This is a genomic window from Oceanicola sp. 22II-s10i, assembly GCF_002210105.1.
GTDB lineage: Bacteria > Pseudomonadota > Alphaproteobacteria > Rhodobacterales > Rhodobacteraceae > Pseudooceanicola.
The window spans coordinates 334,543-361,052 of record NZ_AQQU01000005.1 but is presented as its reverse complement, the minus strand read 5'-3'; the positions used below and the strand labels follow the sequence as shown (position 1 = coordinate 361,052).

Genomic DNA, 26,510 nt, shown 5'->3' with positions numbered 1-26,510 from the left:
TCGCGATGGAAGAGAAGCTGCGCTTCGCCATCCGTGAAGGCGGCCGGACCGTCGGTTCGGGCGTTGTGTCGAAAATCCTGAAGTAAGGATTTTCGACCGGTGAGCGGCAGGTGAATTGGCGAAGCCAGATCACCGAGAGCTCACACGGCTGCATATAGGGCGCGGCCCCGGCCGCCCCTCCCGAGACCGGCACGCAAGAGCCGGGCGGGGGACACAGGACAGGGCCGTCCCGCAAGGGCGGCCCTTTTCGCATCCCCGGCCCGCACATATGAAACCCCTTGGCGTCCCCCCCGCCGCTTTCTATCTTCCCCCCCATGACAGAGCATGACGACCTGCCGGTCCTCGTCACCGGCGCCTCGGGCTACATCGCGCGCCACGTGCTGCGCGACCTCCTCGACAGCGGCCACCGGGTCCGCGCGTCCCTCCGGTCGTTGGACAAGGCGGACGAGGTGCGGGACGCCCTGCGCCCGGCCCTGTCCGACCCGGCCGCCGCCGACACGCGGCTCGACTTCGTCAGGCTGGACCTGACCCGTGACGATGGCTGGGCCGGGGCGCTGGCGGGCACCCGCGCGCTGATCCACACCGCCTCGCCCTTCCCGCTGAGCCAGCCCAAGGACCGCGACGACCTGATCCGGCCCGCCGTCGGCGGCACCGAGCGCGCGTTGCAGGCCGCCGCTGCGGCGGGCGTGACCCGCGTCGTGCTCACCTCGTCGATCGCCGCGATCATCACGCAGGACCCGCTGGACCGCGCGACGCCCCGGACCGAGGCGGACTGGACCGATCCCGATCATCCCGCCTGCACCGCCTACAGCGCGTCCAAGACGCTGGCCGAGCGCCGGGCATGGGACCTGGCCGGGGCGCATGGCCTCGACCTCACCACGGTGAACCCCGGCCTCGTCGTCGGCCCGCCGCTCGGGGGCCGCTACGGATCCTCCGTCTCGGTCGTCCGGCGCATCCTGTCGGCGAAGGATCCGGGACAGCCCCGGCTGATGGCGGACATCGTCCACGTCCGCGACGTGGCGCGCCTGCATGTGCTGGCGCTCGAGACGCCCGCAACCGCCGGGTCCCGGCTGATCGCCACCGGCGGCGCGATGTGGTTCGGCGAGATCGCCGGGGCACTGCGGGCCGCCTTCCCGGACCGGAAGATCAAGGCCCGCGAGGTGCCGGACTGGATGATCCGCTTCATCGGCCTGTTCGACGGCGCGGCGAAGTCGATTGTGCCGGTGCTGGGGGCCCGGATGTTCACGGACGCCGCAACCTCGGCCCGCCTGACCGGCATCGACTTCGTTCCCGCGCGCGAGGCCGTTATCGAAACCGCACAATGGCTGGTGGACAATGCCCAGGTCTGACGGGGGCGGCTGCCTCATGCTGGCGCATGCGCTGGACGGCGACACGCCCGGCGCCCGCCTGGACGAGGCCCGCGCCGTCAACGTGCTGCGCGACGACACGCTGGGCTGGGCGCATCTGTCGGCGGATCATCCCGACACGCCCGGATGGATCGCCGAAAACCTCGGCTACCTGGACGAGGCGGTGATCGAGGCGCTGACCGCTTCCGCCACACGGTCGCGGGCGATGCGGATCGGGAACGGCATCCTCGTCATCCTGCGTGGCGTGAACACCAACGAGGGGCGCGATCCCGAGGACATGGTCTCGGTCCGGGTCTGGGCCGATGCCAACCGGATCGTTACCCTGTCGCGGCAGCGTGTGAAGGCGCTCGGCGACATTTCCGACATGCTGGCGGCGGGCGACGGGCCGACGACCGCGGGTGAGTTCCTGTCACTGCTGGCCGCCCGGCTGAACGCCCGGCTGGAGCCGCTGGTCGCCCAACTCGACATCGAAACCGACGCGCTGGAGCCGCGCGTGGTCGGCACCCCGGACCACACCCTGCGCCAGCAGATCGTCGCGATGCGCCTGCAGGTGATCGAGCTGCGCCGCCACTCCGCGCCGCAGAAGGGCGCGCTTGAGGATATGGAGCAGTCCGATCTGCCCTTCTTCGACGAGGGCGACCGCCTGCACATCGCCGAGACACGGCAGAGCCTGACACGGCAGCTGGAAAACCTCGACGAGATGCGCGACAGCCTCGCCGTTCTGCGCGACGAGCTGTCGGGCCAGCTGTCGGACCGGCTGAACCGGCACATGTATTTCCTGTCGATCATCTCGGCGATCTTCCTGCCGCTCGGCTTTCTGACCGGTCTGCTGGGGATCAACGTCGGTGGCGTTCCGGGGGCGGGCAGCCCGGATGCCTTCTGGCTGTTCTGCGCGATGCTGGCGGTCATCATCGCCCTTCAGATCGCCATTCTGCGCTTCATGCGATGGCTGTGACGGAAACCCTGCGAAACCGGCCATCAACCCCCTTGATCTTGCGCGGCTGAGGCAATATCGAAACGCACGGCCTAGGGGTATAGCTCAGTTGGTAGAGCATCGGTCTCCAAAACCGAGGGTCGCGGGTTCGAGTCCTGCTGCCCCTGCCAGGTCGCCTTCTCCGTCAGTGTTGTCCGAACCACCTATCGCACCTGTCGCCTGACCGGTGCGCCGCTTGCCTATGCTAGCCGTCGCAGGCGCAGCCGATGCCCTTGCGGCAGGTCTTGTCCCGGCTGATGCAGCTGTCGCCGCAGGCCTTGCCTTTCCGGCAGGTCTTGCAACAGGCCGCGAGCAGGGCGTTCCTTGATGGCTCGGCCAGACGTTCCAGCCGTTCGATCAGGGTGGGCTGCTGGAGCGCCTGCGTGCCCGGCGGCACCGAAAACAGTGCGCCTGCGTCCGCGACACTCGTGGTTGCCAGCACGACGGCCAGCGCAATGGCGATGCTACGCACCGGATCCCTCCCGACTCCGTCCCCGCGAGAAGGTTAACGCGACATTTAGGCGGAATCCTGGCCAAATGCGCGGCGTCCTTCGCGGGCGTCGCGCGGCGGCCGAGGTCAGGACAGGTCCTTCAGCACCTGCCGGACAATCGCGATGTCTTCGGGGTTCGACAGGTTCGGCGCATGGCCGCAGTCGAATTCCGTCACGCCGGGGCGGGGGCCGCGCTGCTGCATCAGCTGCATGATCTCGGCGGGCAGGATGTCCGAGTCCCGGCCGCGGAAGACGTGGCAGGGCAGGGTGATGCGGGCGAAGCGGTCCCAGCTCGTCAGCTCCTCGCGCGAGGCGGTGAACTGGATGGTGATGCGCGGGTCGTAGTGCAGTGTCAGCCGGCCGTCCGACATGCGCCGGACCGAGGTCCGCGCCATCCGCCGCCAGAAGGCGTCCGATGCAGTGCCGAAGGGCTTGTAGACGGCGCGCAGCCATGTCTCGGCCTCGCTGACGAGCGAGAAGACCGGGGCGTCGCCGACATAGGTCACGATCCGCTCGATAGCGGGGGCGGGGACCTCGGGGCCGATGTCGTTGATCAGCAGGCAGGTCAGCCGGTCCGCATGGGGGCCCGAGGCCAGCCGCATGCCGATCAGCCCGCCCAGCGAGGTGCCGAGCCACGCCGCCCGGTCGAAGCCGTAGTGGTCCAGCAGATCGGCGGCGATCCCGGCGTAATACTCGACGGAATATTCCGCCTCGGGGTCCTGCGACCAGCTCGACAGGCCCCGCCCGATGGTGTCGGGGCAGATCACGAAATATTCGTCCGACAGCGCGGCGGCGAGTTCGTCGAAGTCGCGCCCGGTGCGGGCGAGGCCGTGCCACATCACCAGCGGAGGGGCGGAACGGTCGCCCCATTCGGTGACGTGGATCTCGTGATCCATCACCGGGACGAGGGTGAAGCGCGGACCCGTCATCGCCGTGCGCCCCCCGCCATCGCGGTCCCGGCGATCCCCTTGGGAAAGAAGTAGACCAGCAGGATGAAGATGATCCCGAGCCAGAACAGCCAGCGGTCCGCCGCCAGCAGTTCGGGCAGCACCGGGATACCGTGCAGCGCCTCGGAGGCCGCGCCCATCAGGTCGCGCAGATAGTATTGCGCGAGGATCAGCAGCACCGCCCCGATCACCGCACCCCACATCGTCCCCATGCCGCCGATCACCACCATCAGCAGGATGTCGATCATGATCGCGAAGGACAGCGAGGTGTCGGGCCCGGTGTATTTCAGCCAGACCGCGTAGATCGTCCCGGCGATCGAGGCGAAGGTGGCCGACAGGCAGAAGACGAAGGTCCGGTAGGCCACGACGCGATAGCCGATCGCCTCGGCCCGCGCCTCGTTCTCGCGGATCGCCTTGAGCACGGTGCCGAGCGGCGAGGCGGTGAAGCGCAGCATCAGCAGGAACAGGATCAGCGAGGTGACGAAGACGAAGTAATAGGCGGCCAGCTTGCCGTTGAACGCCACGCCCCAGAGCCGCAGGACCTTGCCGTCGGCATCGGTCAGGATCTTGGTCGCCGGCTTGAACAGGTCCGGCGCGCGGTAGGTGATGCCGTCCTCGCCCCCCGTCAGCTGCGACAGCTGCGAGGTCAGGACCAGCACGACCGAGGCGGCGGCCAGCGTGATCATGGCGAAGAAGATCGCCTTGACGCGCAGGCTCAGCAGGCCGATGGCCACGGCCATCACCAGAGACACCGCCACGCCCGCGATGCCGCCGAGGATCACGGGCGTCCAGCCCGGCCCCATCGACTTCAGCAGGATCGCCGCGCCATAGGCGCCAAAGCCGAAGAACATGGTGTGCGCGAAGCTGACGATCCCGGTGTAGCCGATCAGCAGGTCGTAGCTGGCGACCAGCACGATGAAGATGCAGATCCGCGCCGCGACTTCGAGCGAGCGGACATCCTGAAACAGGAACGGCGCGAAGAGCAGCAACGCCCCGATGGCGAGGACGGTGAGCTTGACGGCGTAGGTGCCGGTTGTCGGTGTCATCTCGGCCCCCTCACTTCACCGCCGGGCGCAGGCCGTTCGGCCGCCACAGCAGGATCGCCACCATCAGGATCATGTTCGACGCCAGCGCCATCTTGGGCGCGAGGAAGCCGAGGTAGTTGGACATCAGCCCCACGAGGATCGCGCCGAGCAGCGTGCCCTCGATGGACCCGAGGCCGCCGATGATGACCACGATGAAGACGATGATCATCAGCTCTCCGCCGAGCGAGGGGGTGATCAGCGTCTCGTAGCCCGCCCACATCGCCCCGCCGAGCGCGGCAAGCGCCGAGCCGACCATGAACACGCCGATGAACAGCCGGTCGACGCGGAAGCCGAGCGCCTCGACCATCTCGCGGTTCTCGACGCCCGCGCGGACCAGGAGGCCGATCCGGGTGCGGTTCAGCACGATGTAGAGCGCGATGAAGACGGCGAGACCCAGCAGGAAGGCGAAGGCGCGGTAGATCTCGATCGACACGTCGCCGATGATCCACGAGCCTTCGAGGAACCTGGGCCGGTAGACCGTGTAGGGCGAGCCGCCCCAGAAGGCGAGAATGGTCTGTTCCGCCACGATCATGGCGCCCATGGTGATCAGGATCTGGCGCAGGTGATCGCGGTAGACCGGGCGGATGATGACGGTTTCGAAGAACCATCCGGCGACGAGGCCGAATAGTATCGCCGCCAGCAGCGCCAGAACCAGCGCCAGCGTCTCAAGCGCGACGGAGTCGGAGGCGAGCCATCCCGACAGCCCCGCCAGCACCGTCGCGCCGACGAAGGCGCCGAAGCTGACGAAGGCGGAATGGCCGAAGTTCAGCACATCCATCAGGCCGAAGACGAGGCTCAGGCCCGAGGCCATCAGGAACACCATCATCCCCATGGCCAGCCCCGCCACCGTCAGCGTCACCCATGACGAGGGCGCGCCGATGAGCACGAAGGCCACGAGGGCGAGGGCGACCGGCAGCAGGTTCACGCCGCCGAGCCGGGTCAGTGTCTGGGTCAGTTGCGACATTCTCTCTCCCTCACACGGACAGGCTGAGCAGCCGGTCCTGCAGCGCCTTGTCCGCCGCGAAATCCGCCATCGTGCCGCGATGCACCACGCGGCCGTCGTCGATCACCGCCATGTCCCGCCCGAGGCTCTTGGCGAAGCGGAAGTTCTGTTCGACCAGCAGGATCGTGCTGTCCTGCGCGATCTCGCTGAACGCCTCGGCCATCGCGTCGACGATGGAGGGCGCGAGGCCCTTGGTCGGTTCGTCGATCAGGATCAGCTCGCGCGGCTCGATGATCGCGCGGGCGACCGACAGCATCTGCTTCTGCCCGCCCGACAGGCTCCAGGCCTGCTTGTCCCGGAACCGCTCAAGCGCCGGGAAGAGGCCATGGACCCACTTGAGCCGGTTGGCGTCGATCTTGCCGTTGGCGGTGGCGAGGATCAGGTTCTCGTCCACCGTCAGGGTGCCGAAGATGCCCATGTTCTCGGGCACGTAGGCGATGCCGAGCCGGGCGATGTCGGCGGTGTGCATCGCCGTGATGTCCTGCCCGCGGAAGGTGATCGAGCCGGGTGAGGGCCGCCACAGCCCCATGACCGAGCGCAGCGTCGTCGTCTTGCCCGCGCCGTTGCGGCCCAGCAGGACGAAGACACCGCCCTCGGGGACGTCGAAGGTGACGTCGTGCAGCACGGCATACTGGCCGATGTTGGTGCGGACGGCGTTCAGCGACAGCAGCGTCATTCCACGCCCTCCGAGGTGCCGAGATAGACGTCGCGGACGATCTGGCTGGACATGACCTCGGCGGGCGGGCCGTCGGCCAGCAACTCACCGTTGTGCAGCACGATGATCCGGTCGGCCAGTGCGCGCACGACGTCCATCTTGTGCTCGACCAGCAGGACGGTCTTGGTGGGGTCGGCCTTGATGCCGTGGATCAGCTCGAGCACGTCCGGCGCGTGGTCGAGGCTCATGCCCGCCGTCGGCTCGTCGAACATGTAGATGTCGGGCTCCATCGCCATCAGCAGCGCCACCTCCAGCTTGCGCTGGTCGCCGTGCGGCAGGTTGGCGGCGGTCTGGTGGGCCAGCGCGGTCAGGCGCGTCGCCTCGAGGTAGTGCTCGGCCTTGCGGGTCAGTTCGGTGAAGCGGCCCACGGGGCGCAGCATCCGCCAGCCCATGCCGGCGCGGGCCTGCACGGCCAGGCGGATGTTTTCCAGCACCGAAAGCTGCGGGAAGAGGTTGGTCAGCTGGAAGGCGCGTCCGATCCCCTGCCGTGCGCGGGCCGAGGGCGACATCCCGGTGATGTCCGTGCCGTCCTTGACGACGGAGCCCGAGGTCGCGGCAAGCTGGCCGGAGATCAGGTTGAAATAGGTGGTCTTGCCGGCGCCGTTCGGGCCGACGATGACGGTCAGTTCGCCGGGGCGGAAATCGCAGGACACGGCGTTGACCGCGACATGGCCGCCGAAGCGGATCGTCAGGTCGCGCGTGGTCAGGGAAGGAGCGGTCATCGGTGTCGCGCCTGTTTCGTCTGAGGGAGTGGGGGCCAGCCCCCACACTCCCGGCATATTTCCGGCAAGATGAAGGAGCGGGGGAGGCGCAGGCGGTCCGGCGTGGTGGCCGGACCGCGCCGGGGTCACTTGGAGTTGTCGCGACCGACGGGGATGTTCATCTCGTCAGCCGGGATGATGCGGACCTTTTCCGGGATCGCCCAGTCGACGCTGTCGTCGACCTTGATCTTGAAGTGCAGCATGTCCTGCAGCGCCTGATGGTCCTCGGGGCGGAAGGTCATGGTGCCCTTGGGCGTTTCCCACGACATGCCTTCCATGGTCGAGATCAGCGTCTCGGTCTCGTAATCCGGGGCCTCTTTCAGCGCCTTGACCACGGCGAGGGCGGCGGACATGCCACCGGCGGTGAAGAAGTCCGGCGGGCTGTCGAAGCGCTTCATGTGCTCGTCCACCAGCCACTTGTTCACCTCGTTGTCGAAGGCTTCGTAGTAGTAGTAGACCGCGCCTTCCATGCCGGGGAACCGCTTGTAGGTCGGCAGGACCGGCAGGATGTGGCCGCCCATCGAGATCTCGATGCCGTAGCGGCTCGGGTCCATCGCCTGGATCTTGCCGGGCGCGTCGCCGCCGCCCGCGATATAGATCAGGATGACCTTGCGGCCTTCCTTGTCCTTCAGCGCGTTGAACATGCGCTCGGCATAGGCGGTGAAGTCGGTGGTGCCCTGCGGCACGTATTCCTCGGTCACGACGGTCGCGCCGGTGCCTTCCAGCGCGGACTTGAAGGCGGTGATGCCATCACGGCCGAAGGCGTAGTCCTCGGCCAGCGTGGCCACGACGAGGTTCTCGTCCGGCTGCAGCGCCAGCGCCTGCGCCTGCATGTCCATCGACGAGTTGCGCGAGGTCTTGAAAACGTAGCGGTTCGAATCCGGACCGGTGAGGCTGTCGGCCACGGCGGGCTCGACGATCAGGATCTTCTCGTATTCCTCGGCGATCGGCAGCATGCCGACGGTCACGCCGGACGAGGTCGCGCCGACGGCCAGCAGCACCTCGTCGTCGCCATAGGCCTCGGCGAGCACGGCGCGGGCGACGTCGGGCTTGAACTGGGTGTCCTTGATGATGATCTCGATCGGACGGCCGTTGATCTCGTTCGTGCCGTCGGTGCCGTATTCGATCCCCATCTCGAACCCGGTCTGGGCCTGCTTGGAGAAGGCTTCGAAGGCGGAGCCGGACAGGCCGTGGATCAGGGCGATCTTGATCGGGTCCTGGGCCCATGCGGCCCCGGCGGTCACGAGGCCAATGGCGGCGGTCGCGACGAGTCGCTTGATGATATTCATGATATCCTCCCGTTATGGCAGGGCTATCGCCGTTGCACCCGTGCGTCGGGCTGCCCTACCTTGGCGCCAAGGATCACGTTACTCAGCCACCGGGGCAAGATAGTGGAAATACGTATAGACGAGGCCTTTGCGACCGGCGACTTCGCCGGGCTGGCCTATGCCTACGCCCCCGTCGGTCTGGTCATCACCGAGAACCGGGTCATCCGCGACTGCAACACTGCCTTCGCCGAGATGTTCGGCTATGCGCGCGACGATCTGCGCGACCAGGTCTTCGCCATGCTCTACCCGACGGACGAGGAGTTCGTGAACATCCGCGACCGTGGGGTCCGGCAGCTGCGCGAGACGAACACCTACTGGGACGAGCGCATCATGGCCAAGAAGTCGGGCGAGCTGTTCTGGGTCCGGGTGCGCGGCCATTCCTTCACCCCGGACGAGCCGCTGATGCGCGCGGTCTGGAGTTTCGCCGACCTGTCGGAAACCCGCCCCTACATCCCGCTGACCCGGCGCGAGCGCGAGATCATCTCGTATATCTCGGACGGGCTGACCAGCAAGGAGATCGCCAAGAAGCTGGAGATCTCGCACCGCACGGTCGAGGTCTACCGCGCGAAGCTGCTCAAGAAATTCGGGGTCAGCAATTCCGGCGGGCTGTTCCATTCGCTAGGCGGGATCGGCAGCGATCACGTGGTGTCGCGCAGCGGGGATTAGCGACATCGGTGTCGGATACGTGCCGGATGCACACAAAAGAGTCGGCCCGTGCGGCGCATGCCACAACTATGGGCAGAACGGGGTCGGTGCGCCGCGTATTTTCCGGGCATTGCGGCCAAATTTTCATCGCTATCTGCTCTGTGAATGGCACTATGGCCGGATGACGACATGCGCCCCCTGTCCGACCCCGCGCCGGGCGGGGTATCGCAGATGAATTCACACGACAGGAGACTCCCGTGTTCAACAGATTCCTCGCGACCTTCGCTGCCGCGTCCTTTGCCGTGTCCGCAACGGTGGGCGCCGCCTCGGCCCAGACCAGCATGCCCTTCGCGCTCGACTGGAAATTCGAAGGCCCCGCCGCCCCCTATTTCCTCGCCATCGACGACGGCCTGTTCGAGGCCGAGGGCCTGACGGTCGAGATTTCCGAGGGCAAAGGCTCGCTCGACGCCATCCCGAAGGTGGCGACCGGCGCCTATCCCATCGGTTTCGCGGACATCAACAGCCTGATGCGGTTCCTCGACCAGAACCCCGGCGCGCCGGTGACGGCGATCATGATGGTCTATGACAAGCCGCCCTTCGCCGTGGTGGGCCGCAAGTCGCTGGGCGTCGAGACGCCGAAGGACCTCGAAGGCAAGGTGCTGGGCGCACCGCCGCCGGACGGGGCCTGGGCGCAGTTCCCGATCTTTGCCGCCGAGAACGGCCTCGACATGTCGAAGATCACCGTGGAGCCCGTCGGCTTCCCGACCCGCGAGCCGATGCTGGCCGAGGGCAAGGTCGCATCCGTGACCGGCTTCTCGTTCTCCTCGACGCTGAACCTCAAGCGTCTCGGCGTGCCCGAGGATGACATCAGCGTCATCCTGATGGCCGACAACGGCGTCGCGCTCTACGGCAACGCGCTGATCGTGAACACCGACTTCGCCAAGGAAAACCCGGATGCGGTCAAGGGCTTCGTCAAGGCGATCGCCGCGGGCTGGAAAGGCGCCATCGCGGATCCCGCCAAGGCCGTCGAAGCGCTGATGAAGCGCAACCCGGCCGCCGATGCAGGGCTGGAAACTGAGCGGCTGCAGATGGCGATCGACGCCAACGTGCTGACCGACTACGTCAAGGAAAACGGCATGGGCGGCGTCGACGCCGAACGGATGACCAAGGCGATCGAACAGACCAAGTCGGTCTACGAGTTCCAGAACGAACCCGACGCGGCGCTCTACTTCGACAGCAGCTACCTGCCGACCGACGGCAGCGCGATGCTGCAGTAAGGCACAGGGCGCCGGCGGGTCACACCGCCGGCGCCGACGCTTCGCCATGACGAACCTCATCGAGATCAAGGGCGTCACGCACGCCTACCGCACCCCGCGCGGACCGCTGCCGGTCCTCGACAACCTCAACATCCAGGTGCCCGAGGGCGAATTTGCCGCCGTGGTCGGCCCGTCCGGTTGCGGCAAGTCCACGCTGACCCGGCTGGTCGCCGGTCTGATGAAGCCCGACACGGGCGAGGTCTGGCTGCATGGCGAACTGGTCAAAAGCCCCCGCAAGACGGTGGGCATGGCGTTCCAGAACCCGGTCATGCTGGAATGGCGCACGATCCTGCAGAACGTGATCCTGCCGCTGGAAATCGTCGCCCCGTCGATGCCGCGCGCCAAGCGCGAGGCGAGGGCGATGGAGCTGCTGGAACTGGTCGGCCTGAAGGGGTTCGAGAACAAGCGCCCGTCCGAACTCTCGGGCGGTATGCGCCAGCGCGCCTCGCTCTGCCGGGCCATCGTGCACAAGCCCGACGTGCTGATCATGGACGAGCCCTTTGGCGCGCTCGACGCCTTCACGCGCGAGGACCTTTGGCAGACGATGCACGCCCTGCGCGCGCAGGAGCCGTTCACGGCGGTGCTGATCACCCACGACCTGCGGGAAAGCGTCTATCTCGGCGATCAGGTGATCGTCCTGTCGGGCCGTCCCGCGACCACGCAATTCGTTCTGGACGTGAAGTATCCGGGCGGCGAGGGGCTGCGGAAGCTCGAGGGACTCTACACGCCCGCATGTTCCGACATGCTGGCCACGCTGCGCGAGCAGATCCAGATCGCGCAGGGGCGGCAGCCCGGACCGGCGGTGCACTGATGGATATGGCACGCAAGATCGGCATCCCCATCCTCGCCATCGTCCTGTTCCTGGCGTTCTGGGAATTCATCGTCTGGGTCAACGGCTGGCCGAACTACGTGATGGCCTCGCCTTCGGACCTGCCGGACGCCTACGTGCGGTTCTGGAACCTCTTCCTGATCGGGTCGTGGCAGACCCTGTGGCGGACCGTGGCGGGGCTGATCCTCGCCGTGATCTTCGGGATCGTGCTGGGGATGATCATGGGCTTTTCGCGCGTCGCGCGGGACGGGCTCTATCCCCTGCTCGTGGGCTTCAACGCGATCCCCAAGGCGACGCTGGTGCCCGTGCTGGCGCTGCTGTTCATCGGCGAGCACAACTTCAACACAGTGCTGATGGCCTTCCTGATCTCGTTCTTCCCGATCGCCGTCTCGGTCGGCATCGGCCTGTCGACGCTGGAGCCGGAGTATCGTGACATCCTGCGCTCGCTCGGGGCGTCCAAGGTCACGATCTTCTGGAAGATCGCGCTGCCCAAGACCCTGCCGGAGTTCTTCGGCGCGCTGAAGGTCTCGGTCACGCTGGCCTTCATCGGCACGAACCTGGTCGAGATCATCTCGCCCCACGGGCGTGGCCTCGGCGCGCTGTTCCTGTCCGGGCAGACCAACTCGAACTACCCGCTGATGTTCGCGGTCCTGATCGCGCTCGCCTTCCTCGGGATCGTTCTCTACTACGCCGTCGTCGCGCTGGAGCGCATCTTCGCCGGCTGGGCCGAACGCCCGCAGGGCTGACCGTTCCGTCCCGCCGCGCGCTGCGTGGCGGGGCCGGACAGGCCGCCCGGACCTGCCGCAAAAATCCGCATCCCACGGGGCCGTGACAGGCGAATATCGCCTTTCCGCCCTTGGTTCCCCCGTTTGCACCGCACTGGACCTGTCGGGCGGTGATCGACTCGCTTTGACTGGGCCCAAGCGGCCGGACTCCCGCCGTCGCAAGCAGAACAGGACCGACGAATGCCCACCAAGATCTACGCGGCCAAGAAGATCATCACCATGAGCCACACCCGCCCCGAAGCCACCCACGTGGCGGTCCGGGACGGCAAGATCCTCGGGGCGGGCACGCTGGAAGAGCTGGAACGCTGGGGCGACTACACGCTGGACGAAACCTTTGCCGACAAGGTGCTGATGCCCGGTTTCGTCGAGGGGCACGCGCATTCCAGCGCCGGGTCGGTCTGGGACGGTGCCTATCTGGGCTGGTTCGACCGGGTCGATCCGGACGGCAAGAAGTGGGTGGGGCTCAAGACCATCGACGGGGTGGTGCAGCGGCTGAAGGAAGCGGCGGCGGCCAAGCCGGACGAGCCCATCGTGATCGGCTGGGGGCTGGACCCGATCTACATGGACAACGTCCGCGTGACCCGCGACGACCTCGACCAGGCCTGTTCGGACCGGCCCATCGTGATCATGCACGCCTCGGGCCACATCATGAACATGAACACCTTCGCGCTGGAAAAGGCGGGGCTGCTCAAGCCCGGCCTGAACCATCCGGGCATTCCGCTGGGCGGCGACGGCCTGCCCATGGGCGAGCTGAAAAGCCCCGAGATCATGGGACCGGCGGGCGCCAAGGTCGGGTTCGACCGCGGCAAGGCGATCGAGGGATCGTCGGCTGGTCTGATCTCCTACGCGCGGCTCTGCGTGCGGGCGGGGGTGACGACGGCGACCGACCTCGCTCGGGCGCTGACCGAGGAATCCGTCGCGCAGGCGCTCAGGATCACCGGCGCGCCGGACTTTCCGCTGTGCCTCGTGCCGTTCCGCATCATGATGGGCCTGTCGCCCGAAGACCTCGTGAACTTCGTCGCCGGGATCAAGGCCAAGTCGACCGAGCGCTGCGATCTGGGCCGGATCAAGGTCGTCGCCGACGGCTCGATCCAGGGCTTCACCGCGCGGCTTCTGTGGCCCGGCTACCAGAACGGCGCGCCGAACGGGCAGTGGTATGTCGCGCCCGAGCAGATGGCCGAGATCTATGAACGCGCGCTGGCGGCGGGCGTGATGGTGCACACGCACACCAACGGCAACGAGGCGACGCAGCTGGCCATCGAGACGCTGGAGGCCGCGCTGAAGAAGGTGCCGAGCCCGGACAACCGCTTCACGCTCCAGCACTGCCAGCTGGCCACGCCCGCGCAGTTCCGCCGGATGGCCCGGCTGGGGATGTGCGTGAACCTCTTCGCGAACCACCACTACTACTGGGGCGACGAGCACTACAAATACACCGTCGGGCCGGAGCGGGCCGAGCGGATGAACGCCTGCCGCACCGCGCTGGACAGTGGTGTGCCGATGACGATCCACTCCGACGCGCCGGTCACGCCTCTGGGTCCGCTCTTCACCGCATGGGCCGCCGTCACGCGCCGCACTGCCTCTGGCCGGGTGCAGGGCGCGGGCGAGAAGATCACCGTGGCCGAGGCGCTTGAGGCGATCACCCTCGGGGCCGCTTTCACGCTGGGGATGGACCACCTGATCGGCTCCATCGAGGCGGGCAAGCGCGCCGATTTCGCGGTGCTGGAGGACGATCCCTTTGCCGTCGACCCAGAAAAGCTCAAGGACGTGGCCGTCTGGGGCACCGTGCAGGGCGGGCGGGTCTTCGCCGCAGCCGACATCTGATCCCTATCCCCGGCTTGCAACCGGGGGCATCGGCGGACACAGTTCACCCCGAGCCGTCCGCCTTTCCCATGCCGGGCGCGGCCTGCGCCCCGGCCACCCCGCCGAAAGGACCCCATCCGTGACGATCACCATCTACGCCGCCCGCAAGATCCTGACGATGAGCGATGCGCGCCCCGTGGCGACCCATGTGGCCGTGAAGGACGGCAAGATCCTCGGCGCAGGCACGCTCGAGGAACTGCAACGCTGGGGCGAGCACACGCTGGACGAAACCTTCGCCGACAAGGTGCTGATGCCCGGATTCGTCGAGGGCCACGCGCATTCGGGCGCGGGCTCGGTCTGGGACGGCACCTACCTCGGCTGGTTCGACCAGAAGGACCCGGACGGCAAGGTCTGGCACGGGCTGAAGACCACGGACGAGATCGTCGCGCGGCTGCAGGAGGCCGCGGCGACGGGCGAGGGGCCGGTCGTGGGCTGGGGGCTCGATCCGATCTACATGGACAACGTCCGCATCACCCGGCAGGACCTCGACCGCGCCACGACCGACCGGCCCATCGTGATCACTCACGCCTCGGGCCATATCATGAGCATGAACTCCAAGGCGCTGGAGATGGCGGGGCTGCTGAAGCAGGGGCTGAACCACCCGGCGATCCCGCTGGGCAAGGACGGCCTGCCCATGGGCGAGTTGCGCGGCCCCGAGGTGATGGCGCCCGCGGGCCAGAAGGTGGGTTACGACCGCAAGGCGCTGGAGGGGTCCGAGCGCGGGCTCAAGGCCTTCGGACGGCTCTGCGTGCGCGCGGGGGTCACGACCTCGACCGACCTCGCGCGGATCTATTCGCCGGACAAGGTCGACGTGATGCTCAAGACGACCGGGGCCAAGGACTTCCCGATCTGCCTCGTCCCGTTCCGGCATGGCCGCGACATGTCGCCCGCCGATCTGGTCGCCTTCATGAAGGAGGTGAAACCCAAGAGCACCGAGCGCTGCCAGCTTGGCAACATCAAGCTGCATGCCGACGGCTCGATCCAGGGCTTCACCGCGCGCCTGCGCTGGCCGCATTACCAGAACGGCGCGCCGAACGGGCTGTGGTATGTCGCGCCTGAACAACTGCTTGAGGTCTTCGAGCGCGCGCTGGAGGAGGACCTGCTGGTCCATATCCACACCAATGGCGACGAGGCGTCCGAGCTGGCCATCGACACGCTGGAAACCGCGCTCAAGAAAGTGCCGCGCCCCGACAACCGCTTCACGCTTCAGCACTGCCAGATGGCGACACCGGCGCAGTTCCGCAAGGCGGCCCGGCTGGGGATGTGCGTGAACCTGTTCGCGAACCACCACTATTACTGGGGCGACGAGCACTACAAATACACCGTCGGGCCCGAACGGGCGGAGCGGATGAACGCCTGCCGTACGGCGCTGGACAGCGGGGTGCCGATGACCATCCACTCCGACGCGCCGGTGACGCCGATCGGGCCGCTCTTCACCGCTTGGGCCGCCGTGACGCGGCTGACGGCCTCGGGCCGGGTGCAGGGCGAGGGCGAGAAGATCTCGGTGGCCGAGGCGCTGCATGCGATCACGCTCGGCGCGGCCTTCACGCTGAAGATGGACCACCTGATCGGCTCCATCGAGGCGGGAAAGCGTGCCGATTTCGCGGTGCTGGATGAGGACCCGACCGAGGTCGCGCCCGAGGCGCTGAAGGACGTCCCCGTCTGGGGCACCGTGCAGGGCGGTCGCATTTTCGCGGCGGAAACCATATGACCCCCGCGCTGCCCGTCACCGTCATCGGCGGCTATCTCGGCGCCGGGAAAACGACGCTGGTGAACCACCTGCTGCGGACCTCGGGCCTGCGGCTGGCGGTGCTGGTGAACGAGTTCGGCGCGCTGCCCATCGACAGCGACCTGATCGAGGCCGAGGGCGATGCGCTCGTCTCCATCGCCGGGGGCTGCGTCTGCTGCGAATACGGCGACGATCTGGTCGGCGCGGTGATGCAGGTCATGGCGCTTGAGCCCAAGCCGGATCACATCCTGCTGGAAAGCTCGGGCGTGGCGATCCCCGGCTCGATCCTCGCCTCGCTGCTGTTCGTGGACGGGCTGCGCGGCGACGGCGTGGTCGTCGTCGCGGATGCGGCCGAGATCATGAACACCGCCGGGAACCGCTACCTCGCCGACACGATCGAGCGGCAGCTGGCTGATGCGGACATCCTCGTGCTGAACAAGGCCGACCTGGTGGACGAGGCGGCGCTGGACAGCGTGCGCAACTGGCTGGGCGCGCAGGTGCCGGGGACGCGGATCCTGCCCGCCGTGCAGGGGCAGGTGCCCCATGACGCGCTATTGGGTTCCGTGCCCTTGCCACGGCGCGGGCACCGGATCAGCGGACACGCGGCGGGGCTGTTCTCCAGCGTGGTGCTGCATCCTTCCGGCCCGGTCGATCCGGTGGCGCTGGCCACCTCGCTGGCCGAGGGCGGGCATGGGCTGGTCCGCGCCAAGGGCTATGTCGCGAACGAGGCCGGAGGGCAGACACTGATCCAGGTGGTCGGCGCGCGCTGGACGGTGGAACCGGCAGAGCCGGGGCACCAGACGGGCGTGGTCTGCATCGGGCTGAAGAGCGGTTTCGATCCGGGGCGGCTGGACGGGCTGGGGCTGGTCGAGGCGGTCTGAGCGCAGGCCCCGCGCCACATTTTCGCCACAATTACCGAGCACTCACTCGCGTCAGTTGAGTCGTGTTTCAGTTGTCCACAGGTCCGGTTTTCCGGGCCTTTTTTATTGCGGATATCGGGGATTTATCATGCGGAAACTTATGGATTTTCTTGTCGACGAAGACGGCGCCGTCACGGTCGACTGGGTCGTGCTGACGGCACTGGTCGTCGGACTGGCGACGGCGGCCTTTGCCGGGATCGACGGCGGCGTCGTCGCGCTCACCGCCGCGATCCAGTCGTTCCTCGAGGGCATCGCCATCGGCGGCAGCTGACGCCGGTCGCTCAGGCTGCCTTCAGCTCCGGCAGCGGCGGCTCCAGCTCTCCGGCATAGTGGCAGGCGACCTTGTGGCCGCCGCCGAACCCGCGCAGCGCGGGTTTCTCGGCGCGGCACCGGTCCGTCGCGAAGGGGCAGCGCGCGGCAAAGCGGCAGCCGGGGGGCGGGGCGGTCGGGCTCGGGGGTTCGCCGCCCAGCAGGGGGCGTTTCGCCAGCGTCCCGCGCTCGTTCTCGGGCGAGAGGGCGGCGGACATCAGCGACCACGTGTAGGGATGCTTGGCCGAGGCGAAGAGCGACTTCGCCGGGGCGGTCTCGACAAACTCGCCGAGATACATCACCGCCACGTCGTCGCAGATGTACTGCACCACCGCCAGATCGTGCGAGATGAAGACGTAGGACAGGCCCATGTCGGCCTGCAACTGCCGCAGCAGGTTCAGGATCTGCGCCTGGATCGCGACGTCCAGCGCCGAGACCGGTTCGTCGCAGACGATCAGCTCGGGCCTGGATGCCAGCGCGCGGGCGATGCACAGGCGCTGGCGCTGGCCGCCCGAGAACTGGTGCGGGAACAGCCGCCCCGCCTCGCGGTGCAGGCCGACGGCGGTCAGCATGTCCTCGGCCACGCCGTCGCGGCCCCTGGCCTCGCCGATGTCCAGCAGATCCAGCGGTTCGCGGATCGCGGCGCGGGCCTTCTTGCGGGGGTTCAGGGACGAGAAGGGGTCCTGGAACACCATCTGGAACTTGCCGCGCACGTCGCGCAGGCTCTGGCCCTCCAGCCCCGATATCTGGTGTTCCTGCAAATAGACCGACCCGTCGGTGATCGGCACCAGCCGCATGATCGCCTGCGCGATGGTCGACTTGCCCGAGCCGCTTTCGCCGACGATGCCGAAGCTCGACCCGCGCCGGACGGTGAAGTCGACGCCGTCCACCGCATGCACGATCTTGCGCCCGCCGCCGGGGGCGCGGCCCACGTCGAAATGCACCTTCAGCGCGTTGACCCTGAGAATGTCGGTTCCGCTCATGCCAGTGCCTCCTCTTCGGCTTTCCAGCACATCGCCGTGTGCTGCGGCCCGACGATGACGTCTTTGGGCACGTTGGTGCGGCAGTAGCCGTCGGCGCGCGTGCAGCGCGGGGCGAAGCGGCAGCCGACGGGCATTTTGCCGAGCTGCGGGACCATGCCCGCGATCTCGCGCAGGGCCGCGCCGCCTTCGGCCGCCGAGGCGCCGAGGCGCAGGCGCGGGGTGCAGGACATCAGGCCGCTGGTGTAGGGGTGCGAGGGGCGGCGCAGGATCTCCGCCGCCGGGCCGCTTTCGATCCGCCAGCCGGCATAGAAGACGGCCACGTCATCCGCCATCTCGGCCACCGCGCCGAGGTCGTGGGTGATCAGCATGATCGCGGTGCCGGTTTCCTGCTGCAGCTCGCGCATCAGGGCGAAGATCTGGGCCTGAACGGTCACGTCGAGCGCCGTCGTCGGCTCGTCCGCGATGATCAGGCGCGGCTGGCAGGCCAGCGCCATGGCGATCATCACGCGCTGCCGCATCCCGCCGGAAAACTCGTGCGGATAGGAATTCAGCCGCGCCTCGGCGCCGGGGATCTGCACCGCCTTGAGCATCTCGATCGCCCGCTGCTCGGCCTTGCCGGTGTCGAGGCCCTGATGCTGGCGCACCGCCTCGGCGATCTGCTCGCCCACGGTGAAGACCGGGTTGAGCGAGGTCATCGGCTCCTGGAAGATCATCGAAATCTCGTTGCCGCGCAACTCGCGCATCCGGGCGTCAGGGACGTCGGTGATGTCTTCGCCGTCCAGCAGGATCTGGCCCGAGGTGATTTTGAACCCCGGCGGCAGCAGGCGCATGATCGCCAATGCGGTCATCGACTTGCCGCAGCCGGATTCGCCCACGACTCCCATCGTCGTGCCGCGCCGGATCGCCAGCGAGATGTCGTCGAGCACCTTGATCGGGCCGCTGTCGGTGGGCAGTTCGACCGTGAGGTTGCGGATTTCCAGAAAGGGCTGGGCGGTCATGCGCGTTTCCTCGCTCGGGGGTTCAGGGCGTCGTTGATGCCGTCGCCGATCAGCGAGATCGCGAGCACGGTGAGAAAGATCGCCACGCCGGGGCAGGTGACCGTCCACCATGCGTCCAGCAGGTAGTTCTGGTTCTGGCCGATGATCAGGCCCCAGGTCAGCTGGTTAGGATCGCCCAGCCCGAGGAAGCTGAGCCCGGCCTCGAACAGGATGGACGAGCCGGTGACCAACGCCGAGGCGACGATGATCGGCGGCAGCGAACCGGGCAGGATCACCCGGAACATCAGGTAGGCGTTGCCGGCCCCGGCCGCGCGGGCGGCCTTGACGTATTCGAGGTTGCCGATCCGCATGAACTCGGCCCGCGTCAGCCGCGCGACCTGCGCCCAGCCGACGATGCCGATGGCGAGGATGATGGTGAACAGGCTGGGGGCGAAGATCGTCACCAGCACCATCGCCAGCAGCAGCGAGGGCAGGACCTGGAAGAACTCGGTGAACTTCATCAGCGCGACATCGGTGCGGCCGCCGAAGAAGCCCGCGAAGGCGCCGACGAGGATGCCGATGACGATGGTCATGATGGCCGAGACCGCGCCGACGATCAGCGTCACCCGGCCCCCGACCAGCACGCCCGCAAGGATGTCGCGCCCGATGTAGTCGGTGCCGAGCGGCGTGCCGTCGCCGGGGGGCGACAGCGGGACCCAGACCATTTCCAGCGGGTCGACGCCATACATCGAGGGGCCGAAGACGGTGGCGAAGAGGATCGCCAGCAGCAGGATCAGCCCGCCGGCGGCCGATTTGTTGCGCAGGAAGATCTTCATCGTCTCGCGCATCGGGTGGTCGGGCTTGGCCGCGGGCGGCGGCGCGACCTCGGCTTGGGGCGGCAGGGTGTCGGTCATGGGGTCGCTCTTCATCATGCCTTGGCCCTCCGCATGCGGGGGTCGATCCGGCGATAGGCGATGTCGGTCAGCGCGTTGGCGATCATCACCAGCACGGCGGAAAACAGCAGGATCCCGAGCAGCGTGGGATAGTCGCGGCGCAGGATGGAATCATAGGCCAGCCGTCCGAGGCCGGGCCAGTTGAACACCGTCTCGACCAGAACGGCCCCGGCGAACAGCTGGCCGAACTGCAGGCCGATCATGGTGACGATCGGGATCAGGCCGTTCTTGAGGCCGTGTTTCCAGATCACCTTGTTCTCGGGCAGGCCCTTGGCGCGGGCGGTGCGGATGTAATCCTGCCCCAGCACCTCGATCATCGAGGTCCGGGCGAGGCGGCTGTAATAGGCGATGTAGATCGTCGCCAGCGTCACCGAGGGCAGCACGAGGTGATGCGCGATGTCGAGGTAGTAGCCGATCCCGTCAGGGCGCCGCATCGAATACATCCCCGAGACCGGGAAGATCGGCCAGATCGAGGCGAAGACGATCAGCAGCATCATCCCGATCCAGAACACCGGGGCCGAATAGCCGACCAGCGAGAACAGGGTGACGAGGTGGCTGCCCATCCCGTCGGGCTTCTTGGCCGACAGGGCGCCGGCGAAGGTGCCAAGCACCACCGCCACGACCAGCGCCGACAGGACCAGCAGGATCGTCGCGGGCATCCGTTGCAGCAGCAGGTCCAGCACGGGGGTGTTGAAGTAGTAGGAATACCCCAGATCGCCGGTCAGCACCTTGCCGAGATAGATGAACAGCTGCTCCAGCACGGGCCGGTCCAGCCCGTAGCTGGCGCGGAGCTGGGCGATCAGCTCTTCCGAGGCGCCGCCCATTTCGCCCACGATGACCTCGACCGGGTCACCGGGGGCGAGCTGTATGAGAAGGAAGTTGAGGATCACCACCGCCATCACCAGCAGAAAGGCTTCGAGAAGCCGGGTGAGGGTGGGCGTCATCTTGCGGAATATGTCCATCGGCGGGATCCTCCTGTTGCCTTCAGTCTCTGCCGGTCATCATTCCCAGCGGAGGTCGTCCATCGGCGACACGGCACCCCAGATCCCGTCGGGGATCCCGATCAGGCCCTTCTTGTAGACCGTGTTGTAGGGGATGACGTTCAGGAAGTAGATCGGGGTCTCGTCCACCACGATCTCCTGGAACTCGTCATAGAGCGCCTTGCGCTTTTCCTGGTCCGTCTCGGTCGCGGCGGCGGCCAGAAGCTCGTCCACCCGCGCGTTCTCGTACTGGCCGGTGTTCGACCAGATCACGCCGGGGCGGATGTTGGAGCTGACGTAGGTCCGGTTGACGCCGATCACCGGGTCGCCCCAGTTGAACACCTTGTCGATGGTCACGTCGTAATCGTAGTTGGAAATCCGCTTGGCCCATGTCGGGAAGTCGGGCGCGATGCGGATCTCGACGTTCACGCCGACCTTGCGCAGCTGAGACTTCATGTAGTCCAGCAGGTTGCGGCCCATCTCCTCAGACCCGTTGGTGGTGTCGGCGGTGATGGTAAAGCGCATCCCGTCCGCGCCAGGCATCAGCCCTGCCTCGTCCAGCAGCGCGTTGGCCTTGTCGATGTCGAGGTCGTAGTTCTCGACATTCGCGTTCGCCAGCGGCGAGCCGGGGACGATCGGGCCGGGCGCGACGGGGGCCTGACCCTGCAGCAGCACGTTGACGATGAAGTCGCGGTCGATGGCATAGTTGATCGCCTTGCGGACGCGCACGTCGTCCAGCGGGGCCTTCTTGGTGTTGTAGGCCAGCCAGTTGATCGGGCCGATGGCCTGACCCAGATCGCTCTCGATCACGAGGTCGGCATTGTCCGAGAGCCGCTTGAGGTCGCGCGGAGAGGACACGAAGGGCACCATGTCCACGTCGCCGCGTTCCAGCGCGAGGATCAGCGAGTTGCTGTCGGGGAAGATCTGGACGTAGATCTCGTCGAGATACGGTTTGCCCTCGATGAAGAAGTCCTCGTTCTTCGCCAGCTTGTAGTATTCGCCCTGCTTGTACTCGACGAACTTGAACGGCCCCGCGCCGACGGGGGCGAGGTTGGCGGGGTTCTGCTGGATGTCGCCGGCGTCCGCGCCATAGACGTGTTCCGGCAGGATCGGCATCAGCACCGGAGACATGGCCAGCAGCAGGGCCGGGTGCGGATGCGCGAGGTGGATGATGACGGTGGTGTCATCCGGCGCCTCGACCGACGCGACGGGTTCCAGCATCGTCTTGAACGGGTGGTTCGCCTTGATCGTCTCGATCGAGAACTTGACGTCCGAGGCGGTCAGCGGCTCGCCGTCGTGGAACTTCACGTCGTCGCGCAGGGTCAGGGTGACGGTCAGCCCGTCCTCCGAGGTTTCCCACGCGGTCGCGACGTAGGGCTCCGGCTCCCAGCTCTTGGAATAGCGCAGCGGCGAGGCGTAGATGTTGGACGAGGGCATGAAGGTGTAGACGCCCGACTGGATCGCACCGTTGAAGTGGCGCGGCACGCCGACCGAACCGACGATGAGCGAACCTTCGGCCAGTGCCGAGCCGGTCATCAGGGCCGACATGCAGGTCGCGGCAAGCAGGGATTTCCAGTGTTTCATTGGTCGTGTCTCCTGTTGGGTCTTTTCGTTGTCTGCGTGAGTGGTGGTGCGCTCAGCCCGCGATCGCGGCCATCCCCCGAGCGCCCGAGGCAAGGGCGGTGGCCAGCAGAACGAGCATGGCCAGACGCCGGAACCCGGCTTCGTTGGTCCGGGCAAAGACCCGTCCGCCCAGCCATGTGCCGGTCAGCATCAGGGGCAGGGCAAGGACGGCCATCGCGACGCTCTGCGCGGTGACCAGCCCGCCCCAGATCAGGCCGGGCATCGCCAGCAGCGACGTCGCGAAGAAGAAGATGATGAGCGAGGCGCGCGTGCGTTTCGCGGGCACGTCCGTCGTCAGGAAATAGGCGACGGCCGGGGGCCCCGGCATCGCCGCGAACCCGCCGAAGAGGCCCGCCACGGCCCCCGCGACGACCGCCGCGCGCATCGAGGGCGGGCGCGGCCCGCCGCCGGGGTTCAGCTTCAGCATCAGCAGCCCGGCGAGGATCAGCACCGCGATCGCGATCCGCGTGACGGTGGGGTCCAGCCACAGCAGCAACGCGACGCCGAAGGGGGTGCCTACGACGGCCCCCGCGATCAGCCGTTTGAGGATCGCGCTGTCCCACGTCCCGCGCAGCGTCACGCTGTCCTTCAGCCCGGCAAGGCTCTGGATCAGCACGGCCAGCGTCACCGCCTGCGCGGGCGGCAGGAACAGCGACATCGCGGGCACGGCGGCCAGGGCAAAGCCGAACCCCGTGATCCCCCTCAGGATCCCGGCGCAGAGCACCGAGAGGCAGACCAGACCGGCTTCGGGCCAGGGCAGGAGCGTCATGATGTGTCGGTCCCCCGGTCATCGCCCTCACATCGCCATCACGATGGTCTTCTTGCGGGTGAAGTGCTCCAGCATCGCCTCGAGCGACGCCTCTTTCCCGAGGCCGGAGTTGCCGAAGCCGCCGTAGCTGAGGTTCGGCTGGATGGTCAGGTTCTGGTTCACCTGCACGTAGCCCGCGTTCAGCCGCCGCGTGGCGTCCAGCGCGGTGGTCAGGCTGTCGGTCCAGACCGTCGCGGCCAGCCCGTAGGGCGATGCGTTGGCGGCGGCGATGACCGCTTCGTAGTCGGTCCATTTCTGGATCATGCAGACGGGGCCGAAGATCTCCTCGCGCGCGGCGGGGCTGTCCTCGGGGAGGTCCAGCAGCAAGGTCGGCTGCATGAAGAGGTCGGGCGCAAGGTGCGCGGCCTGGGGCAGGGTCCCGCAGCGGACGACCGTCGCGCCGGGGATCGCCTCGGCGATGCCGACATAGCGGTCGATCGTGGCCTTCTGGCGCGGGTTGATGATCGTCCCGATCTCGGTGGCCGGGTCCAGCGGATCGCCGATGACCATCGCGTCGAGCTTCGCCTTCAGCGCGCTGAGGAAGGCGTCGTAGAGGTCCGCGTGGACGTAGATGCGTGAGGCGGCCGTGCAGCTCTGCCCCTGCCGGGTGAAGCGCATGCCCGAGATTGCACCGGTCACGACCTTGTCCAGATCGGCGTCGGCGCAGACGATCATCGGGGATTTGCCGCCCAGTTCCAGCGAGACCGGCACGATCCGCTGCGCGCCCGCGCCATAGACGATGCGGCCCGCGGCCTCGGACCCGGTAAAGGTGATCTTGGCGATGTCGTGATGCGCGGTCAGCGCCGCGCCGCATTCCGGGCCGTCGCCGACGACGACGTTGACGGTGCCCGCGGGCAGGTGGCGGTTCAGGATGACGGCGCAGGCGAGGGTGGCGAAGGGCGCTTCCTCTGACGCCTTGATGACGACCGTGTTCCCCGCGACCAGCGCCGGGGCGATCTTGAGCATCGTCAGCACCAGCGGCACGTTCCAGGGCACGATGGCCCCCACGACACCCAGCGGTTCGCGGGTGGTGGTGGCGAAGACGGTCGGGTCGAAGGGCACCGTTTCGCCCTTCAGCTCGGACCCGAGGCCGCCGTAGAATTCCAGCAGGTCCGCCGCAACGGCCAGCTCGCCCCGGCATTCGGTGGCGATGGCCTTGCCCGTCTCGCGCGCCAGCAAACGCGCCAGCACCTCGGCCTCGGCGGTGATCGCGCGGCCCGCCTCGGCCACCATCTTGCCGCGCTTGCGGGCATTGGTCCCGGCCCATGCGGGCTGCGCGGCCTTCGCTGCTGCGACGGCGGCGTCGACCTCGGCCATGCCGGAGGCGGCGGCAGAGCCGAGCACCTTCATCAGCGCCGGTTCGAACACGTCGAGCGATGCGGCAGCGGTGGTCAGGTCCCCGCCGATCAGGTTGCGGTCGGCGAGAACGGCGAGCCAGTCCTCGGGCGTGGTGGCGTCCTCGGGACGCCGGGGAAGGGCGAGTGTCTTGTCCATGCCACCACCATGCGGCACCGCAGAAACGGCCATAGGTCCAGCCGCCGGGATTGGAGGGTTCCAGAGGGACCAGCCGCCCGGATCCCCCTGTTTCGTGATGCCCGCGGCCGTGACCTGCCTAATCCGCAGGCACATGCCGCCCATCCGTCAGGTGCCGCGCAGCGCGCGGACGGCGGCGGCGATTTCCGCGATTCCCGGCCCGATCAGTCGCTTGTCGATCGCGCTGAGGCCCAGACGGAAGAACCGCCCGCCAAGCTCGGGCGCGACGAAGGGATCGCCCTTTTCCACAAGCACCCCGCGTTCGGCGCTGGCGGCGATCAGGGCCGAGGCGTCGATGTCTGGCGGGCACTCCAGCCACAGGCTGGACCCGCCGATACTGGGGCTGAGGCGGAAGTCCGGCAGATCGCGGTGGACGGAGTCGATGGCTTCCTGCCTGCGGTGCGACAGGGCCTCGCGCAGGGCGCGGACCATGCCCTCGTAATGGCCGTTGGCCAGCAGGATCGCGGCGGTGCGCTGGTTGTTCAGGGGGGCCGAGCGGTGCATCAGCCGCCGCATCGCGCGGGCCTCGGCGATCAGCGGCGCGGGGCCGACGATGTAGCCGATCCGCACGCCGGGGGCGAGCACCTTGGACATCGTGCCGATGTAGATGACACGGCCGGAGCGGTCGATGGACTTGAGCGCCGGGGGCGTCTCGTCCGAACGGATCTCGCCCTCGTAGTCGTCCTCGAGGATCAGGAAATCGTCGCGTTCCGCCAGGTCCAGCAGCCGCGTGCGACGGTCGTTCGACAGCGTGACCATCGTCGGGCAGTGGTGCGCGGGGGTGACAAAGACGAGGCCCGCGCCCTTCAGTTTCGCCGCGGCGGCGTCGTCCAGCACCATGCCGTCGTCGTCCACGGGCATCCGCCGGATGTTGGCGCGGTGCGCGTCGAAGATGTTCAGCGCATCGGGATAGCCCGGATCCTCGACCGCAACGCTGTCGCCGGGGCGCAGGAGAAGCTGGGACAGCACGTAGATCCCGTGCTGGGAGCCGAGGGTGATCATCACCTCGTCGCGCCGGGCGAATATCCCGCGCTGCGGCAGGACGTGGCGGCAGAGCTGTTCCAGGAGCAGCGGATCGTCCTCGAGCGCGCGGTCGGACGCCCAGTAGTCGATGGCCGACCGTCCGAGCGCGTCACGCGAACAGGCGCGCCACTGGTCAATGGGGAACAGGTTCCGGTCCACCTGGCCGTAGACGAAAGGATACCTGTAGTCGTGCCAGTCCCACGGTTTCTCGATGTGCCGCATCTGGCTGGGCGCGAACTTCAGGTGCTTGGACCACGCCACCGAGGATCCGGTGGCGGCATGCGGCTCGGTCTCGGCCGGCAGGTCGCGGTGCAGGGTGCCGACGAAGAAGCCCATGCGTTCGCGGGATTCGAGGAACCCCTGCGACACCAGTTCCTCGTAGGCGGCGGTGACCGTGTTGCGCCCGATCCCGAGGCTCTTTGACAGGTGCCGTGTCGCCGGCATCCGCTGGCCGACAGCCAGCTTGCCGTCGAGGATCGCGTTGACCAGCGATTGACGGATCCATGCCTGCAGGGGCGTCCCCGGCGCGCGGGGCTGGAACAGGGCATTGTCTAGCATGACCCCAGC

26 protein-coding genes and 1 tRNA gene are annotated in these 26,510 nt (G+C 67.6%); 12 read left to right on the top strand and 15 right to left on the bottom strand.

All coding sequences use genetic code 11. The annotated features are described in order from the left end of the window. The 4 genes from ATO6_RS25605 to ATO6_RS15170 form a co-directional block, all read left to right on the top strand. Nucleotides 1–86 (top strand): hypothetical protein (locus ATO6_RS25605; RefSeq protein ID WP_141102013.1); only part of this gene is annotated, 86 nt, incomplete at its 5' end. 228 nt (nucleotides 87–314) lie between these two features. Next, nucleotides 315–1,349 carry an aldehyde reductase gene (locus ATO6_RS15180; protein ID WP_088624851.1) on the top strand — a complete coding sequence of 345 codons (1,035 nt, stop codon included), beginning with the start codon at nucleotides 315–317 and terminating at the stop codon, nucleotides 1,347–1,349. After that, on the top strand, nucleotides 1,336–2,322 hold the full coding sequence (locus ATO6_RS15175; RefSeq protein ID WP_088624850.1) for a zinc transporter ZntB: 987 nt from the start codon (nucleotides 1,336–1,338) through the stop codon (nucleotides 2,320–2,322). The genes ATO6_RS15180 and ATO6_RS15175 overlap by 14 nt, the downstream gene beginning before the upstream one ends. 73 nt (nucleotides 2,323–2,395) lie before the next feature. Then, nucleotides 2,396–2,471 (top strand) — tRNA-Trp (locus tag ATO6_RS15170). A 74-nt stretch (nucleotides 2,472–2,545) separates the two neighbouring features. Here ATO6_RS15170 and ATO6_RS15165 read toward each other — a convergent pair. From ATO6_RS15165 to ATO6_RS15135, 7 genes are all read right to left on the bottom strand, one after another. Continuing rightward, nucleotides 2,546–2,812, bottom strand: coding sequence for a hypothetical protein (locus tag ATO6_RS15165; protein ID WP_088624849.1), 267 nt, complete (start codon nucleotides 2,810–2,812; stop codon nucleotides 2,546–2,548). Between the two features lie 105 nt (nucleotides 2,813–2,917). After that, complete coding sequence (locus tag ATO6_RS15160) at nucleotides 2,918–3,760, bottom strand: alpha/beta fold hydrolase (RefSeq protein WP_088624848.1); 843 nt, start codon at nucleotides 3,758–3,760, stop codon at nucleotides 2,918–2,920. Further along, nucleotides 3,757–4,824 carry a branched-chain amino acid ABC transporter permease gene (locus tag ATO6_RS15155; protein ID WP_088624847.1) on the bottom strand — a complete coding sequence of 356 codons (1,068 nt, stop codon included), beginning with the start codon at nucleotides 4,822–4,824 and terminating at the stop codon, nucleotides 3,757–3,759. The genes ATO6_RS15160 and ATO6_RS15155 overlap by 4 nt, the downstream gene beginning before the upstream one ends. Nucleotides 4,825–4,834: 10 nt before the next feature. Further along, nucleotides 4,835–5,827: a branched-chain amino acid ABC transporter permease gene (locus ATO6_RS15150; protein WP_088624846.1), complete on the bottom strand. Its 993-nt coding sequence runs from the start codon at nucleotides 5,825–5,827 to the stop codon at nucleotides 4,835–4,837. Nucleotides 5,828–5,837: 10 nt separating this feature from the next. Then, nucleotides 5,838–6,542 (bottom strand): ABC transporter ATP-binding protein, encoded by a 705-nt coding sequence (locus tag ATO6_RS15145; RefSeq protein WP_088624845.1) that lies wholly within the window; start codon nucleotides 6,540–6,542, stop codon nucleotides 5,838–5,840. After that, nucleotides 6,539–7,303 (bottom strand): ABC transporter ATP-binding protein, encoded by a 765-nt coding sequence (locus tag ATO6_RS15140; RefSeq protein WP_088624844.1) that lies wholly within the window; start codon nucleotides 7,301–7,303, stop codon nucleotides 6,539–6,541. The genes ATO6_RS15145 and ATO6_RS15140 overlap by 4 nt, the downstream gene beginning before the upstream one ends. A gap of 125 nt (nucleotides 7,304–7,428) precedes the next feature. Then, a complete protein-coding gene (locus tag ATO6_RS15135) occupies nucleotides 7,429–8,631 on the bottom strand; it encodes a substrate-binding domain-containing protein (RefSeq protein WP_088624843.1) in 1,203 nt (400 codons plus the stop codon). A 102-nt stretch (nucleotides 8,632–8,733) separates the two neighbouring features. On the opposite strand from ATO6_RS15135, the gene ATO6_RS15130 reads away from it, so the two are divergent. From ATO6_RS15130 to ATO6_RS15095, 8 genes are all read left to right on the top strand, one after another. Continuing rightward, the gene (locus tag ATO6_RS15130; protein ID WP_088624842.1) at nucleotides 8,734–9,336 is read left to right on the top strand and encodes a PAS and helix-turn-helix domain-containing protein; all 603 of its coding nucleotides are present in this window, start codon (nucleotides 8,734–8,736) and stop codon (nucleotides 9,334–9,336) included. Nucleotides 9,337–9,572: 236 nt separating this feature from the next. Next, on the top strand, nucleotides 9,573–10,592 hold the full coding sequence (locus ATO6_RS15125) for an ABC transporter substrate-binding protein (RefSeq protein WP_088624841.1): 1,020 nt from the start codon (nucleotides 9,573–9,575) through the stop codon (nucleotides 10,590–10,592). Between the two features lie 46 nt (nucleotides 10,593–10,638). Then, nucleotides 10,639–11,442: an ABC transporter ATP-binding protein gene (locus tag ATO6_RS15120; RefSeq protein ID WP_088624840.1), complete on the top strand. Its 804-nt coding sequence runs from the start codon at nucleotides 10,639–10,641 to the stop codon at nucleotides 11,440–11,442. Then, a complete protein-coding gene (locus ATO6_RS15115) occupies nucleotides 11,442–12,206 on the top strand; it encodes an ABC transporter permease (protein ID WP_088624839.1) in 765 nt (254 codons plus the stop codon). The genes ATO6_RS15120 and ATO6_RS15115 overlap by 1 nt, the downstream gene beginning before the upstream one ends. Nucleotides 12,207–12,425: 219 nt before the next feature. Beyond that, the gene (locus tag ATO6_RS15110) at nucleotides 12,426–14,066 is read left to right on the top strand and encodes an amidohydrolase (protein ID WP_088624838.1); all 1,641 of its coding nucleotides are present in this window, start codon (nucleotides 12,426–12,428) and stop codon (nucleotides 14,064–14,066) included. Nucleotides 14,067–14,184: 118 nt separating this feature from the next. Then, nucleotides 14,185–15,816 carry an amidohydrolase gene (locus ATO6_RS15105; protein WP_254919165.1) on the top strand — a complete coding sequence of 544 codons (1,632 nt, stop codon included), beginning with the start codon at nucleotides 14,185–14,187 and terminating at the stop codon, nucleotides 15,814–15,816. Next, nucleotides 15,813–16,715: a GTP-binding protein gene (locus tag ATO6_RS15100; RefSeq protein ID WP_088624837.1), complete on the top strand. Its 903-nt coding sequence runs from the start codon at nucleotides 15,813–15,815 to the stop codon at nucleotides 16,713–16,715. The genes ATO6_RS15105 and ATO6_RS15100 overlap by 4 nt, the downstream gene beginning before the upstream one ends. A gap of 127 nt (nucleotides 16,716–16,842) precedes the next feature. Then, entirely contained in the window at nucleotides 16,843–17,025 is a 183-nt protein-coding gene (locus tag ATO6_RS15095; RefSeq protein ID WP_088624836.1) for a hypothetical protein, read from the top strand. Between the two features lie 10 nt (nucleotides 17,026–17,035). On the opposite strand, the gene ATO6_RS15090 is transcribed toward ATO6_RS15095, so the two are convergent. The 8 genes from ATO6_RS15090 to ATO6_RS15055 form a co-directional block, all read right to left on the bottom strand. Then, nucleotides 17,036–18,046: an ABC transporter ATP-binding protein gene (locus tag ATO6_RS15090; protein ID WP_088624835.1), complete on the bottom strand. Its 1,011-nt coding sequence runs from the start codon at nucleotides 18,044–18,046 to the stop codon at nucleotides 17,036–17,038. Further along, on the bottom strand, nucleotides 18,043–19,044 hold the full coding sequence (locus ATO6_RS15085) for an ABC transporter ATP-binding protein (protein WP_088624834.1): 1,002 nt from the start codon (nucleotides 19,042–19,044) through the stop codon (nucleotides 18,043–18,045). Before ATO6_RS15085 ends, ATO6_RS15090 begins: the two co-directional genes overlap by 4 nt. Then, on the bottom strand, nucleotides 19,041–19,955 hold the full coding sequence (locus ATO6_RS15080; protein WP_088624833.1) for an ABC transporter permease: 915 nt from the start codon (nucleotides 19,953–19,955) through the stop codon (nucleotides 19,041–19,043). The genes ATO6_RS15085 and ATO6_RS15080 overlap by 4 nt, the downstream gene beginning before the upstream one ends. After that, nucleotides 19,952–20,938: an ABC transporter permease gene (locus ATO6_RS15075; protein ID WP_254919164.1), complete on the bottom strand. Its 987-nt coding sequence runs from the start codon at nucleotides 20,936–20,938 to the stop codon at nucleotides 19,952–19,954. Before ATO6_RS15075 ends, ATO6_RS15080 begins: the two co-directional genes overlap by 4 nt. Before the next feature lie 39 nt (nucleotides 20,939–20,977). Further along, on the bottom strand, nucleotides 20,978–22,540 hold the full coding sequence (locus ATO6_RS15070) for an ABC transporter substrate-binding protein (RefSeq protein WP_088624832.1): 1,563 nt from the start codon (nucleotides 22,538–22,540) through the stop codon (nucleotides 20,978–20,980). Between the two features lie 52 nt (nucleotides 22,541–22,592). Beyond that, on the bottom strand, nucleotides 22,593–23,348 hold the full coding sequence (locus ATO6_RS15065) for a sulfite exporter TauE/SafE family protein (RefSeq protein WP_088624831.1): 756 nt from the start codon (nucleotides 23,346–23,348) through the stop codon (nucleotides 22,593–22,595). A gap of 27 nt (nucleotides 23,349–23,375) precedes the next feature. Further along, nucleotides 23,376–24,881 carry an aldehyde dehydrogenase family protein gene (locus tag ATO6_RS15060; RefSeq protein ID WP_088624830.1) on the bottom strand — a complete coding sequence of 502 codons (1,506 nt, stop codon included), beginning with the start codon at nucleotides 24,879–24,881 and terminating at the stop codon, nucleotides 23,376–23,378. A 147-nt stretch (nucleotides 24,882–25,028) separates the two neighbouring features. Continuing rightward, on the bottom strand, nucleotides 25,029–26,501 hold the full coding sequence (locus ATO6_RS15055) for a PLP-dependent aminotransferase family protein (RefSeq protein ID WP_088624829.1): 1,473 nt from the start codon (nucleotides 26,499–26,501) through the stop codon (nucleotides 25,029–25,031). Nucleotides 26,502–26,510 lie beyond the last annotated feature (9 nt).